This window comes from Dyadobacter sp. 676, from assembly GCF_040448675.1.
In the GTDB taxonomy this organism is placed as follows: Bacteria; Bacteroidota; Bacteroidia; order Cytophagales; family Spirosomataceae; genus Dyadobacter.
The window spans coordinates 2,425,690-2,439,391 of the sequence record NZ_CP159289.1; the positions used below are offsets into that span (position 1 = coordinate 2,425,690).

11 protein-coding genes are annotated in these 13,702 nt (G+C 50.3%); 6 read left to right on the forward strand and 5 right to left on the reverse strand.

Features of this window, described 5'->3' with window-relative positions:
• Positions 1–14: 14 nt before the first annotated feature.
• Both ABV298_RS10835 and ABV298_RS10840 read right to left on the reverse strand, forming a co-directional pair.
• The gene (locus ABV298_RS10835; RefSeq protein ID WP_353722133.1) at positions 15–2,786 is read right to left on the reverse strand and encodes a TonB-dependent receptor; all 2,772 of its coding nucleotides are present in this window, start codon (positions 2,784–2,786) and stop codon (positions 15–17) included.
• Positions 2,783–3,511 (reverse strand): hypothetical protein, encoded by a 729-nt coding sequence (locus ABV298_RS10840; protein ID WP_353722134.1) that lies wholly within the window; start codon positions 3,509–3,511, stop codon positions 2,783–2,785. Before ABV298_RS10840 ends, ABV298_RS10835 begins: the two co-directional genes overlap by 4 nt.
• A gap of 239 nt (positions 3,512–3,750) precedes the next feature.
• Here ABV298_RS10840 and ABV298_RS10845 point away from each other — a divergent pair, with 239 nt between their 5' ends.
• Both ABV298_RS10845 and ABV298_RS10850 read left to right on the forward strand, forming a co-directional pair.
• Entirely contained in the window at positions 3,751–4,812 is a 1,062-nt protein-coding gene (locus ABV298_RS10845; RefSeq protein WP_353722135.1) for an NAD-dependent epimerase/dehydratase family protein, read from the forward strand.
• A 494-nt stretch (positions 4,813–5,306) separates the two neighbouring features.
• Entirely contained in the window at positions 5,307–6,152 is an 846-nt protein-coding gene (locus tag ABV298_RS10850) for a hydroxymethylglutaryl-CoA lyase (RefSeq protein WP_353722136.1), read from the forward strand.
• A gap of 57 nt (positions 6,153–6,209) precedes the next feature.
• On the opposite strand, the gene ABV298_RS10855 is transcribed toward ABV298_RS10850, so the two are convergent.
• On the reverse strand, positions 6,210–7,325 hold the full coding sequence (locus ABV298_RS10855; RefSeq protein ID WP_353722137.1) for a hypothetical protein: 1,116 nt from the start codon (positions 7,323–7,325) through the stop codon (positions 6,210–6,212).
• Between the two features lie 103 nt (positions 7,326–7,428).
• On the opposite strand from ABV298_RS10855, the gene ABV298_RS10860 reads away from it, so the two are divergent.
• Both ABV298_RS10860 and ABV298_RS10865 read left to right on the forward strand, forming a co-directional pair.
• Complete coding sequence (locus ABV298_RS10860) at positions 7,429–8,034, forward strand: thymidine kinase (RefSeq protein WP_353722138.1); 606 nt, start codon at positions 7,429–7,431, stop codon at positions 8,032–8,034.
• Positions 8,031–8,672, forward strand: coding sequence for a GDSL-type esterase/lipase family protein (locus ABV298_RS10865; RefSeq protein ID WP_353722139.1), 642 nt, complete (start codon positions 8,031–8,033; stop codon positions 8,670–8,672). Before ABV298_RS10860 ends, ABV298_RS10865 begins: the two co-directional genes overlap by 4 nt.
• A gap of 74 nt (positions 8,673–8,746) precedes the next feature.
• Here the strand turns inward: ABV298_RS10865 and ABV298_RS10870 are convergent, their stop codons facing one another.
• A complete protein-coding gene (locus ABV298_RS10870) occupies positions 8,747–9,841 on the reverse strand; it encodes a chorismate mutase (protein WP_353722140.1) in 1,095 nt (364 codons plus the stop codon).
• Positions 9,842–10,029: 188 nt separating this feature from the next.
• Between ABV298_RS10870 and ABV298_RS10875 the strand changes: the two genes are divergently transcribed.
• The gene (locus ABV298_RS10875) at positions 10,030–11,232 is read left to right on the forward strand and encodes a proline dehydrogenase family protein (protein ID WP_353722141.1); all 1,203 of its coding nucleotides are present in this window, start codon (positions 10,030–10,032) and stop codon (positions 11,230–11,232) included.
• 51 nt (positions 11,233–11,283) lie between these two features.
• Positions 11,284–12,105 (forward strand): lipoprotein signal peptidase, encoded by an 822-nt coding sequence (locus ABV298_RS10880; RefSeq protein WP_353722142.1) that lies wholly within the window; start codon positions 11,284–11,286, stop codon positions 12,103–12,105.
• On the opposite strand, the gene ABV298_RS10885 is transcribed toward ABV298_RS10880, so the two are convergent.
• On the reverse strand, positions 12,068–13,669 hold the full coding sequence (locus tag ABV298_RS10885; RefSeq protein ID WP_353722143.1) for a hypothetical protein: 1,602 nt from the start codon (positions 13,667–13,669) through the stop codon (positions 12,068–12,070). The genes ABV298_RS10880 and ABV298_RS10885 overlap by 38 nt on opposite strands.
• Positions 13,670–13,702: the final 33 nt, after the last annotated feature.

Genomic DNA, 13,702 nt, shown 5'->3' on the forward strand with positions numbered 1-13,702 from the left:
ACCCGCACCTCTTTTTAGAATCTGAAATTGTAGGTTACCGTCGGGATCGGCTGGCCGAAAATGGAAAGCTGATAGCCGTTCACCCGGCCACCGACCGTCTGGAAATAAACCGACGTCGGGTTCTTCCTTCCGAAAAGGTTGTAAACCGCGAGTGTCCACGAGCTGTGCGCCAGTTTTTTGATCCGGTGATTACCTTCGATGTTCATCGCTACGTCCGTCCGGTAATAATCGGGGATACGAAACTGGTTACGATCGGCATAATAGACCCTTTGCGAGCCATCGATCACGTACTTACCGATCGGCGGCGTGTAGGGCCGGCCGGTGCTGTACGTAAAGTTGAACGACACGCTGAAACGGTGCGAGAACCGGTAATTCGAGATCAGTGTAAAATCGTGCGGTTTATCATAGTTGCTCGGATAGAAATTACCGTCGTTAGGCGCGTCGGGCGAATCACGGTCGACGGCGCGCAGCAGCGTCCGCGCATACGTGTAACCCACCCAGCCGTTCAGCTTTCCGGTCATTTTCTTGATCATGAATTCCACTCCGTACGCTTTCGCTTTGGTATTGATCACCGCGGCTTCGATATTATGGTTCATGATCAGCGAGTCGCCGCCTTTGTAATCAAGGAAGTTCCGGATGTTTTTATAGTAACCTTCCAGCGAAACCTCTATTTTATTCCCCCTGAAATTCCGGTACAATCCCAGTGAAAGCTGGTCGCCGATCTGCGGTTTGATGTACGGGTCGCTGAGCTTCCAGATGTCGGTCGGCGAAACCGTCATGGTGTTCGTCAGCAGGTGAATATACTGCCGCAGAGTGTTGTAGCTCGCTTTAATCGAAAGGTTATCGAACAGGCTGTACCGCACCGACGCCCGGTATTCCGGCCCTCCGTAAGACTTGATCTTTTTACCCGATTTATATTCCTGCACTCCTTCCTGATAAATGTGATCGATCGGGAAACCAGGCAGATAGGTATTCACCGTTTTCGGTCCCAGATACTGGAAGAACGACCAGCGCAATCCGCCCGAAATGGACAACCGCGGGCTCACTTCCCATTTGTCTTCCAGGTATAGCGCACTTTCCGTAGCCTGTTCGGGTTCCAGCTCGTCGGGCATGATGAGCGACTCGCCGCCACGGGGCTTAAATGTGCCCGGGTGAAGCTTATAGTAGATGGTACTCAAACCAAATTCCAGCGTGTGCTTCGGATGCAGAACGTAGCTGAAATCGGCCTTGAAGTTGGATTGGTTAATATCAAATTTCAGATCGAACGAATTGAGCGGAAGACCTTCCGCTTCCATCGCGTACTGGTACTTGCTATGCGAGGCGGTGAATGCGCCGTACAACCGCGAATTGAAAGTATGTTTCCATTTAACGGAACCCAGCCGGTTCTGATACGCATATAATGTATCGCCATACAACCTGAACCGGTCGTCGCTGACGTAACCGGTCAGCGAGAGGCTGTTCTTTTCATTGATTTCATAGTTCAAATGCAGGTTGACGTCATAAAACGATGCGGAGCTCCTGTTGTAATTCTCGTTATCCAAAGCCCTGATCACCCAGTTTGAATAGGTCGAACGCCCGCCTAGCAGGAACGACGCTTTGTCTTTCACCAGCGGCCCTTCCAGTGTAACCCTTCCCGTTACCAGCCCGATACCGCCCGAAGCAACGAACTTCTTCTTATTACCATCCCGGCTGTTAATGTCGAGTACCGAGGCCAAACGCCCTCCGAAACGGGACGGAATCGTGCTTTTGTAGAGTTCCACATCCTTCAACACGTCGGGGTTGAATGCCGAAAAGAAACCGAAAAGGTGTGACGGATTGTAAATCACCGCATCGTTATATTGTATGAGGTTTTGGTCCACCGAGCCGCCGCGCACATTGAGCCCCGTGCTGTTTTCACCCACCGATTTGATTCCCGGCAGGGTAAGTATGGTGCGTAAGAGGTCGGTCTCGCCAAATACGGTTGGGACCTGTTTCAGGTTTTTGATGGTCAGCTTCACCGTCCCCATTTGCGTACCTACCACGTTCTTGTCCATACCCGCCTTAACGGATACTTCTTTCAGGGCAATCACGCTTTCGCGCATTTCGATATCCAGCTTGCCGTCGGAATAAAGTACAACCTGCCGCTGTGTTTCGCGCATGCCCGTGCTTTTGATACGCACTACATGCTTCCCGCGCGGGATCGTGAGCGCGTATTGCCCGAGCGCATCCGTGGTGACCCCGATGGACGGCGAGGTAATGAATACCGCCGCGCCGATCACCGGCTCACCAGTGACGGCGTTTCTGACGTAGCCTGTAATCGTCGAATTGCCGGGTGTTATCCTGTGTTTCCGTATTCCAATTTCATGCACCTTGCTTTCGGCAGTCGATAGCAGCTTTTCCTTGACGTCGCTATCGGGGCCGGCATAGGCGATGGAATCGGTTTCGCCCGCGCGTTCCGGGTTAAAAAGCCCTGGAACGAGCTGAGTAATGATTTTCTGCCCTTGGGTAATGAAGATACGCTTTTGCCCGTCGATGGCATATTCGAATTCGGAACCGCGGAAAACCTGGTCGAGCACTTCGCGCAGCGAGAGGTTGTTCACATTGAGGTCGAGTGTAAGGCTATCGAACTTCGCAGCGTCATAATAGAAATAGTAGCCGGTTTGCTCCTCCACCTGCTTCACAAACTGGTCGAATCGTGCCGAATCCAGCTTCATCGTGATCTTTTTCTCCGGCACGCTCTGGCCGTGCACAAACGGAGTAACAAAGAAGCCGCAAATAAATAGGGTTAAAGGTAAAAGTATTTTCATCTGGCTAATTGGTCGTAGGTTTCGACCATCTTCGCAATGGCCATTTCACGGTTTTTACGGAACTTGATCTTGTTTTCCCGCAGCACCCTGCGTAACTCCCGCTTGCGGTCCGGAAACAGTTCCAGCGCCGATTTCTTCGTATGCACAGGATGGTACCGGCCATCCTTGAACACATAGAAGAAATTCTTTTCGGGATAATAGGCGATTACTTTCTTTTCAACGATCTTTTCCTGCCGCGACTTGGTCCTGCGCACGAGCGTGCGCGACTTGCCGCCGTATATGATGTCGTAAAAACCGGTTCGCATCTGGGGGTTAATGTCCTTACCCGCTTCGAGTCTCGCGAAATGGTGGTTGTCGATAATAAAAGAATCCACCTTAACCGTCTGTAACAGCACATGGTCGCCATTGAAGTGCCGGATCACGACCTCGTCCCTGAAAATATCGTAGAGCATCGGGATACTGTCGAACTGCTGGCCGTCGTAAAGCACCGTACCATTGAGCCAGCGGCGCTGATGAAAAAACTGGTGTTCTTCCATGCGGGCGTCGTATACATAATATTGCCGCCCATTATACAAATTCTGGGAAACGGAAGTCGCGTTTTTGTAAAGCGACACCGGATAAGCCGCAACTTCCCTGGCCGAAGACGCTTCGGCCAATGAGCCCTGGGCATTGCTTTTCCCCGGAAACAGGGCATAAAGAAATAATGCAGTGGTAAAAATACGCATCTACGCAGTTGATTTTATGCAATACTTGTAAAGGCTATCGAAATGTTGCAGTACCGGGGCTTGTACTTATAGAAGTGCTCATAAGTTACATACTTCAAATGTAATTTAAATATTTTATTCGAATCATTAAATTAAATCACAAAAGAATCAAATGCTATTTATCTAATGCATAAGCGCCGGTTCCGGCGAATCCCCTAACTTTGGCCTTTTATACGTACCACACATTTCACTTACCTTTTATGAGAATCCTGATCACTGGTGGAGCCGGTTTTGTCGGCTCTTCGCTGGCCATAGCCCTGAAAACAAACTATCCCGACTACCAGGTTTACACACTGGACAACCTGAAAAGGCGCGGTTCGGAGCTAAATATCCCCCGTCTGAAAAAAGCAGGTGTGGAGTTTGTGCATGGCGATATCCGTAATAAGGAAGACTTTGACTCGATTCCGGCCGTCGATACGGTAATCGAAGCCTCTGCGGAACCATCGGTATTGGCCGGCCTGGACGGTACGCCCGACTATCTGATCAATACCAACCTGGTGGGGACCGTGAACTGCCTCAATTATGCACTGAAACATAAAGCCGGGTTCATATTCCTTTCCACGAGCCGCGTGTACCCGATCAAAACGATCGAGGAGTTGAATTTCGTGGAAGAAACAACCCGCTTCGCGTTGTCGGACGAGCAGACGGTACCGGGGGTCTCATCCAAAGGCATCGCCGAGGATTTCCCGCTGAACGGCGCGCGTTCGCTTTACGGAACTACGAAACTGGCTTCGGAGCTGATCATCCAGGAATACAACGAGTTTTACAACCTCAAGACGGTTATCAACCGTTGCGGCGTGATCACTGGCCCGTGGCAAATGGGCAAGGTAGATCAGGGCGTAATGGTGCTTTGGATCGCCAAGCATTATTTCGGACAGCAACTCGGTTATTTCGGATACGGCGGCACCGGCAAGCAGATCCGCGACATGCTGCACGTAGCCGATCTTTATAACCTGATCGACTGGCAACTGCACAACCTCGACAAGGTAAACGGCGAAATCCTGAATGCCGGCGGCGGCCTCCAAAGCAGCGCATCATTGCAGGAATTGACCAGAATCTGCCAGGAGGTAACCGGTAAGACCATCCCGATTAAAGTCGTTCCCGAAAACCGGACTGCCGACATTCGCCTTTATGTAACCGACAACAGCAAAGTCACCGCATTGACGGGTTGGGAGCCTAAAATAGGAATCCACCAGATCGTCGAAGAAATCACCGCCTGGCTGGCTGAAAACGAAGCCGACCTTGCCCCGATTTTGAAATAGCGGCTTTGCATTAAGGCAAAAATCGTTTGCGATCGTTGTCACATGCCTAACGGCATTTGTCGAAACCGCATAAATACAAATTTGCTACCAATGTTATATGCCTGACGGCATTTCAAATCGCAATGTAACAGCGCTGTGACAGCCTGACGGTACTTGCGGGTAGTTGAATAAACGAATTTTGCTACGAACGTTATAAGTCTAACCGCATTTCAAATCGCGTAGCGATGTAACATTGGTAGCAACTCCCCACAACGATAATGCCAAAACCCCGTCAGGGGTGCAACAACAGAAATAATAACGCAACACCGACTGCAATCACGTAGCTCCAAAGAACTACCTGATCGCAGTCTTTGTTTTTTAGTTCCGCTCCGGGCACATTAGCAAAGCGGTTCATTAGTCAAAAGGTCAGGAAGTAGCCAAGTAGTTGTCAGAGAAGGTCAAACCCGTTCAGACATTCACTCATTCAATCATTCGATCATTCAATCATTAAACATATGAAGCTCATCGAATGCCCCCGCGACGCCTGGCAAGGCTTTCACCCCTTCATCCCGTCGGAGATCAAGCTGGAATACCTCAACCAGCTTATCCGGGTCGGTTTCGAGACGATCGACTTCGGCAGCTTTGTGTCACCCAAGGCCATGCCGCAAATGCAGGATACAGCCTGGATTACCGAACGGCTCGAATTGACCGGCAGCAACACCAGCCTGCTTGCAATTGTCGCCAACGAGCGCGGCGCGACCGACGCCTGTGCGTTTGAGCAGATCGGTCAGCTCGGTTATCCGTTCTCCATTTCGGAAACGTTTCAAATGCGGAACACGCAGGCAACCGTAGAGGAATCCTTCGAGCGGGTAAAGCGCATCGCCGATTTATGCCAAAAACACAGGAAGGAGCTGGTAATCTATATTTCAATGGGATTTGGCAATCCGTATGGCGACCCCTGGGCGCCGGAGATTGTGATGGAATGGGTGGAAAAACTCTCGAAACTAGGCACGAGCACCTTTTCGCTCGCCGATACTGTCGGTGTGGCGCAGCCGAGCGACATAGGATGGCTTTTCACGGCATTGATCCCCCATTATCCGGAACTGGAATTCGGTGCGCATTTTCACACACGGCCCGACGACTGGCGGCCGAAAATACAGGCTGCTTACGACGCCGGCTGCCGCCGTTTCGATGGCGCATTGCTGGGCTACGGTGGCTGCCCGATGGCGCAGGACGATCTGGTGGGAAATATGCCTACCGAACGACTGGTGGACTTCGCGAGGGAACAAAGAGAATTACTCTGTATCGATACCGGTGAATTGCAAAAGGCACGGATAATGTTCCAGCAAATCGTCGGGTAAATAAAATGCGCCGAAAGGGGGCTTCCGGCGCATGGGGATCAATATCAAATGCGTTTTTTAAGCAAATTTCCGCTTAACAATCGCCAGTAACGCGGTCACTGCCTCTCCATTCACATCCCATGCATATTTGGAAGCATACCGATGCCAGATCAGATTTTCGGCTTCCTCGAAGCTTTTCACGCGGTCGAGCTCATAAATAGCTTTATCGAAATGCTCGCTGTTACGATCGAAAAGCTGGTTGACGAACATAAAACGCTGCCCCAGCGGAATGCTGCCGGCAATGCTTTCCACGCGTACGGGCACGCTGCCATAGGATTTATCCTCGGAAGGTTTCGGCAAATCGACCTTGAAGCGGTTGTTCAATGAGTCCCTTTCAGGGGTCGGCTGGGCATTGGCTTTCGCCACAATCTCGCCGATTACCGCGGAAGCCGGTTCGGCGCGGGGCGCTACCGGGCGGGCGGTGCTTGGCTCCAACTGGCTGAATGCCGAATCGAAAAAGGATTCATGCTTGTGCTGTTTCTCGGCTGCTGCTTTACCAGTCTCCTGAATTTTCAACTCGCCGACGTTGATAGGGAATACTTCCGCGAATTGTACTAAATGCTGTTCAACGTCGTCGATCAGATCGGCATTGTCCTTGAACTCGTACAACCAGCTCACCGCCTGTGTTTGATATACCGAGTCGGACCCGCTGTCGGTCAGGCGACCGAGCAATGCCTGGGCAATGCCGCGGTGGATATGCGTGTATTTCACGAGCTGTTCGGCTTTCGCGTGCGTAAACTCGGCATCAGCGACAGCTCTGATTTTATCTTCAAAATAAGTGGCAGGCGTCAGGAGCAGTTTCAGTGAATCTTTTACCGAATCGGACAGCAACGGTTCGAGGTCGGCGCGTTTCACGGCAATGTGCTGCGAGGCCGTGTTCATGAATTCTTCCAGCGCACTTTTTACTTCTTCATTGGAAAAATCAAAATAAGGGCTGCGGAAGGCTTCGGCGTTGTTTTTCCATTCTTCGAACAGGCGGTTGAGGATTCCCAGGTTGACCTGCCGTACGGGTGTCAGTTTTAATAATCCGGCACCGGTAACGACGTCCTGCGACCTGTACACTTCGTTCAGAACTGTTGTTGTGAACCGTGCAGCGTACTGGTTGAGTGCGATTGAATTCAGATTATCCGGCATAACGAATAAGCGCTTTGAGTAACGTAGTGTTGGGAAAAATATGTTTGATTTGTAAATATAAAATAAAAATCGACCTTTCAATCGGTCGGTTCGGCATCAAAGTATGTTTGTAGAACCATCCCACAGAAGAGAATTTCAAAATCCCCGTACCGGCTGGATCGAGGTCATTTGCGGCTGCATGTTTTCCGGCAAAACCGAAGAACTGATCCGCAGGCTCAACCGCGCCAAAATTGCCCGGCAAAGAATACAGATTTTCAAACCTGCGCTTGATAAACGATACCACGAAGAGAACATTGTTTCCCACAACGACAATTCAATTCCCTCGATACCCGTACAAACACCCCGGCAAATATCAGACCTCGCTCAAAACTATGAAGTAATAGGCATCGACGAAGCCCAGTTTTTCGACGAAGGAATCGTGGCCGTATGCGACGAACTGGCCAATACCGGCAAACGCGTGATCATCGCCGGGCTCGATATGGACTATATGGGCAAGCCCTTCGGCTGTGTGCCGCAACTGACCGCGATTGCCGAATATGTCACCAAAGTGCACGCCGTATGCATGGTTTGTGGGGAAGTTGCTTCGCACTCCTACCGCCTTTCGCCATCGAATGAGCGCGTGCTGCTCGGCGAAGCGGATCTGTACGAAGCCCGTTGCCGCAGATGTTTCAACCTCGGCGAGAGAGCCCACGATTTATTTTCGAAATGAAACGACGAAGGTTGCTGATCTTTTCACTTGCATTGAATGCGGTCCTGATCGCGACCTTTCTGGTATTCGGCTATATTTACCGGGATAAAATCGCCCAGCGCTTCGTGCAAATGAAAGGTAACCCGACGATCGTCATGTACGGTAACTCCATTACCGCCCAGGGGAAATGGGTGGAATTGCTCGGGAGGACCGATGTGATGAACAACGGACTACCCGGCCAGACAACCTATCATTTTCTTCAACTACTCCAATCGCATGTCATCGACCTGCATCCAAAAGTCTGCTTTATCAAGGGTGGTATCAACGACATTACCGTCGGAGTGGCGCAGGAGCGCATTCAGGCTAATTTTAAAACTATGCTCGAAATGCTGATGCGAAACGGCATTACGCCGGTGGTGACGCTGACGGTCTACGAGCAGCACGACCCTTCAAGCAAAAAGGAGGTCGATGCATTGAACGCATTCCTGATTTCTTTTTGTAACCAAAACAACATTACCTATATCGATTTGAACCGCTATATCTCCGATTCCACCGGCTTGCGTGCCGAATATGCGGTCGATAAAACGCATTTGAATACAAAAGCCTACGAAATCTGGGCGAAGGAAATCAGCAGGGTTTTAAAAGAGAAGGGTATTTGAAAATACATTGAGCTTAAAACAATGAAAGCCGCCCATTACTGAGCGGCTTTCCATATTTATAATCAATCCCGATCTTATGCATTCACCTGGTTCATCACCTCGGTTTGCTTGCGGATCGATTCCATGTGAACGAGTTTAAACAGCTCGTCCACCAGATTTGGATACAGATTCAGGCTGCGGCCCCATCCGGCGCGGGTTTCAAGTACTTCACGGAAACGGTCGACCTGGTAAGCGGCTACGTTGTTATCGCGTTTGTATTCGGCCAGTTTCTCAACCAGGGCCATGCGGTTTGCCAGCGTTTCGAGTAATTCGCGGTCGAGGTTATCGATTTTTCCACGGATAATTTCCAGTTGAGACTGGTAATCGCTGCCGTACGATTCTTTGCGTACGTGCAGGTCGTGCAGCATTTGGCCCAGTGCGGCAGGTGTCAGCTGTTGCGCAGCGTCGGACCATGCTTTGTCCGGATCGCGGTGCGATTCGATGATCAGACCATCATAATGCAGGTCGAGCGCGCGCTGAGCGATTTCGTACAGGTAAGCACGCTTTCCGGCCATGTGGCTAGGATCGCCGATTACCGGCAATTGCGGGAAAATCGTTTTCAACTCGATCGCGATGTTCCACATCGGCGAGTTGCGGTATTTGTGCTCCTGTGCGTTCGAAAAACCGCGGTGGATCGCACCGATTTTTTTCACGCCGGCCTGATTCAGACGTTCCAGGGCCCCTACCCACAATTGCAGGTCGGGGTTTACAGGGTTTTTAACCAATACAGGTACATCAATTCCTTTCAGGGCATCTGCAAGTTCCTGTACGTTGAACGGGTTCACGGTTGTACGTGCTCCTACCCAAAGAATATCAACGCCGTGTTTCAATGCCAGTTCGATATGCTGAGGCGTAGCCACTTCCACAGCCACAGGCAGGCCTGTTTGCTGTTTCACCGCTTGCAACCATGGCAAAGCTGCCTCTCCCATGCCTTCAAAGCTGCCTGGACGAGTTCTCGGTTTCCACACCCCTGCACGTACCACGTGCGCAAATCCTTCCTCTTTGATCTGGGTTGCGGTTTCTAACATTTGTTCCTCGGTCTCTGCGCTGCAAGGCCCGGCGATTACCAAAGGCTTTCCTTCGGTATTGATCCAACTGCTAAGCGGAAGGATATCTAAAGAAGCATTCATACTCAAAAACTTGTCCTTAATAAAAAATTGATAATTGTAATATTTTGATCCGGTATTATGCGTATTTCTTCGAATGCCCGTACATTTGACCCCACAAAAGTCAATCAACTTCTTAACGTGTATTACTTTCTTCCTGTGGTTCGATAATGAATTGTTAAACAGTTACTCAGGAAAAACGTACATCAAAAATGGCATATCCGTCACCAAACGACCAAATACCTGTATTTTTTGAAGATACTTCCGTTGCCTTCGCATCCAAATCAGACGCCAAACTCAGGAAGACATACTGGCTATTCAGCCTTATGAATCAGGCTCGAGTCGTAAATTTAGGCACTTTTTTTATAAAGCTCGCGCTAAAACTCAACTTACCTATAAAAAATCTCATTCGGGTCACGATTTTTGAACAATTCTGTGGCGGTGAGACGATTAACGACTGCGACGCTACCATTGCATCCCTACGCCAGTCGGGCATTGGAACGATTCTGGATTATTCCGTTGAAGGAGAAGATAAAGAAGCCAGTTTCGACGCCACCACGGCCGAAATCCTCAAGACGATCGACAAGGCGGCGGGCTCGGATACCATTCCTTTTTCCGTATTTAAAGTGACCGGCGTAGCTTCTTCCGACCTGCTGGAAAAAGTTCAGCGGAAGGACGAGCTCTCGGAAGCGGAATCGGCCGCATACGAGCGCGCACGGGAGCGCGTGCAACGCCTGTGCGCACACGCGCACGAACGGAACGTCCGCATTTTCATCGACGCCGAAGAAAGCTGGATCCAGGGTGTGATCGACGACCTCGCGTATGAAATGATGCAGCAGTTCAACCGCGAGCGGCCGATCGTTTACAATACCTACCAGCTCTACCGCCACGAAACGCTCGAAGCATTGAAAAACGCTTTCCTGACTGCCCGGCAGAAAGGCTACTACCTCGGCAGCAAGCTCGTGCGCGGGGCTTATATGGAAAAGGAAAGATTGCGCGCCCGCGAGCAGGAGTACTTCAACCCCATCCACACTTCCAAAGAAGCAACCGATACAGACTATAATCTCGCCATCGACTTCTGCCTGGACCGCCTCGAACACATTTCGATTTGTCTTGGAACACACAACGAATACAGCTCCCAATATTGCGCTCTCAAAATGCAAAAGCTCGGCATTCCCCGCAACGACGACCGTATCTGGTTCGCGCAGTTGCTCGGTATGAGCGATAACATTTCCTATAATCTCGCGAAGGCAGGCTATAATGTGGCCAAATATGTCCCATATGGCCCTATCGATGCGGTATTGCCCTATCTCATCCGCAGGGCCGAAGAAAACACTTCCATTGCCGGCCAGAGCAGCCGCGAGTTTTTGCTCGTTAAAAGTGAATTGAAGAGAAGAGGAATCGGTTCTTTATAAGTAAGTTATTACTTTCGCATTCCGAAATTTGTCAATTGTATTAAAAACCGAATGAACCAATCCAGAAACCCAGCCCCCTATTTACTTTTCAGCGTGCTCCTTATCGGGATAGATCAGGCTTCCAAACTTCTGGTTCATAAATACATGCAACCCGGATTTTCCGGCCAGATCGCGCTCATCGGGGATTGGTTGAAACTGCATTATGTATTGAATCCCGGCATGGCCTTCGGCATGCAGCTCGGGCATGAATATGGTAAATTGTTCCTGACATTGTTCCGGCTCGTGGCCATGGTTGCTATCGGCGGCTATATGATTCACCTCGCCAGAGCGGGTGCTTCCAAAGGCCTGCTTTGGGCATTGGCAATGATCCTCGCCGGCGCGGTAGGGAATGTAATCGATAGTACCTTCTATGGCGTACTGCTCGGAAATGCCCCTTATGGTTCTCCCACCCCGTGGTTTCACGGGCAGGTAATCGACATGATCTTCGTCGATTTCTGGGAAGGTTTCATTCCCGATTGGGTTCCAATCTGGGGCGGCCAATATTACTCCACGCCGATTTTCAACATTGCGGATTCCTGCATTTTTCTCGGTGTTTGCAGTATTCTGATATTCCAGGGGAGCTTCCATTCACACGCGCCGGAAGATGGAGAGAGGGAGGATGGAGAAAAGGAGGAAAGGGAAGAAGGAGATGGTGGTTTACATGGGCCTCCTTCTGCTGAAACGACGGTGGACACGAATCCGCAGAACGATACCTCGACACCCACTACTACGGAAGAGGACGAAAACAAAAAAGGAGAGCATTTAAAGCTCCCCTTATTGTGGCCATGCCCGATGGTTAATTTTCGTCTTTGGTATATGGGACAAAATCCTTGAATGTCTTTTTAATCGCGGCGTCGGTTGCTTCTTTTTTATTCTCCCAGTTAGCATCTAGTTCCAATGCCACGAGGCCGCTCAGGTTCATCAATGCCTTGAATTCGTCGAGCTTTTTGATGAAATCCGGCTGGCGGCGGGACGATTTCTGTCCATATTCGCGGGCGAACACGTCGCCCTTATTCTGCAACTCGTTTTTCTTCTGCATTACATAATTGAAACGGTCGAGCAAGCCGTTTACCGACTTTCCGATCACCTCCGTCGCTTCTAGCGTTCCCACCGTTGCCACCGTCGTTCCGCCGATCGTGGTAATGTAACCGCGTGTATCCTGGTTTGATTTGGCGATTACGGGCGCAAGTCCGGTTGTTGCACCCAGCGAAGCATTGAGCAATGATCTGCTCCGCTTACCTTTCTTGGCGCGGGAATACGCCTTTTTGAGTTCCTGCTCCTTCTCCGTCATTTGCTCGATCAGCCCCCACGCATTCACGAGCGCGCCCCTGTACAGGTTGTAGACATACGTATCGCGCAGGCTTTCGTCCACCGTGTTCTTGATTACAAACTTAACCGTGCGCTCTTTTTTGTTCTGCGCCTTGTCGAGGACGTAGAATGTGATATTAAACGCCAGCGTATCAAACGGGTCCTTTACAAAGTCGTAACCCGGCTCCCAAATGAACTCGTAGCTGGTGGCGGTATTTTTCACCAGTGCACTCTGCGGGACCTTCTTATTTTCTGAAATGAAGTTGAATGCGGTAATGTCATCCTCCCCGTTTGGATCTGACAAGGTAAAGCGCAGGTTAATGCGATTATTCTCGGCACTGCGAATTACCGATTGCTGCGGGATAATGGTGAAGTCCGGCGCAAGATCCATCTGTGTAATATCGAGTTTCAAACGCCCTTTCGTCCGAGCTTTGGACGGCTGGTCCTCGACGTAAAACTCCATGTAGCGAGGCCCTTTTTTGAGAATACCGAACTGGGTCACCGAAGGGTCCCAGGTAATCTCGCCCGCGGCCGATAATTTCATTCCCTCAGGCATTTCTTCCAGAATGGGTACGAACACGATCGGGTCGCCGTCCAGGTCGCGGACCGAGCCCATATCGATCTTATACACATTCTGCGTCTTGTACTGAACATAGAATGGTTGCAACTCATCCACCTGCGGCGGCCGGTTCACGTGGTTCACTTTGAAAACTATCTCGCGCGACGCATTTTCGCCGGCTGCATTCTGCGCTTCGAACACGACGGGAAAATTCTTGGTCGTGTTGATCCGGTCGGCGATATCGAAGCCGGGCGTCCACACGAAATGGCCGGTAGAATCGAACTTCATATCCTTCAACAGCCCGCTTCCTATCGAATATCTTACCGAATCGCTCTTTCCTCCTCTGGTTTGCAAGTGAAAATTGATCTCTTTTCCCTCGTACAGAACGTTCCATTCCGGTTCCGCCGGAAAAACAAGTTGCAGAGGGCCCGTTGAGGTATTGTTCTTCATATTATCCTGTCCCTGCACCCTCAATGTAATAAAAACGGGTATCAGAAGTATCAGTATTTTATGAATTTTTCTGGTTAGCATGACATCAAAAATATAATTAATTCCATGGGTGAA

Excerpts from the sequence above, each read along its gene's own strand:
- ABV298_RS10835 (WP_353722133.1), bottom strand. The coding sequence starts at position 2,786 with ATGAAAATACTTTTACCTTTAACCCTATTTATTTGCGGCTTCTTTGTT.
- ABV298_RS10840 (WP_353722134.1), bottom strand. The coding sequence starts at position 3,511 with ATGCGTATTTTTACCACTGCATTATTTCTTTATGCCCTGTTTCCGGGG.
- ABV298_RS10845 (WP_353722135.1), top strand. The coding sequence starts at position 3,751 with ATGAGAATCCTGATCACTGGTGGAGCCGGTTTTGTCGGCTCTTCGCTG.
- ABV298_RS10850 (WP_353722136.1), top strand. The coding sequence starts at position 5,307 with ATGAAGCTCATCGAATGCCCCCGCGACGCCTGGCAAGGCTTTCACCCC.
- ABV298_RS10855 (WP_353722137.1), bottom strand. The coding sequence starts at position 7,325 with ATGCCGGATAATCTGAATTCAATCGCACTCAACCAGTACGCTGCACGG.
- ABV298_RS10860 (WP_353722138.1), top strand. The coding sequence starts at position 7,429 with ATGTTTGTAGAACCATCCCACAGAAGAGAATTTCAAAATCCCCGTACC.
- ABV298_RS10865 (WP_353722139.1), top strand. The coding sequence starts at position 8,031 with ATGAAACGACGAAGGTTGCTGATCTTTTCACTTGCATTGAATGCGGTC.
- ABV298_RS10870 (WP_353722140.1), bottom strand. The coding sequence starts at position 9,841 with ATGAATGCTTCTTTAGATATCCTTCCGCTTAGCAGTTGGATCAATACC.
- ABV298_RS10875 (WP_353722141.1), top strand. The coding sequence starts at position 10,030 with ATGGCATATCCGTCACCAAACGACCAAATACCTGTATTTTTTGAAGAT.
- ABV298_RS10880 (WP_353722142.1), top strand. The coding sequence starts at position 11,284 with ATGAACCAATCCAGAAACCCAGCCCCCTATTTACTTTTCAGCGTGCTC.
- ABV298_RS10885 (WP_353722143.1), bottom strand. The coding sequence starts at position 13,669 with ATGCTAACCAGAAAAATTCATAAAATACTGATACTTCTGATACCCGTT.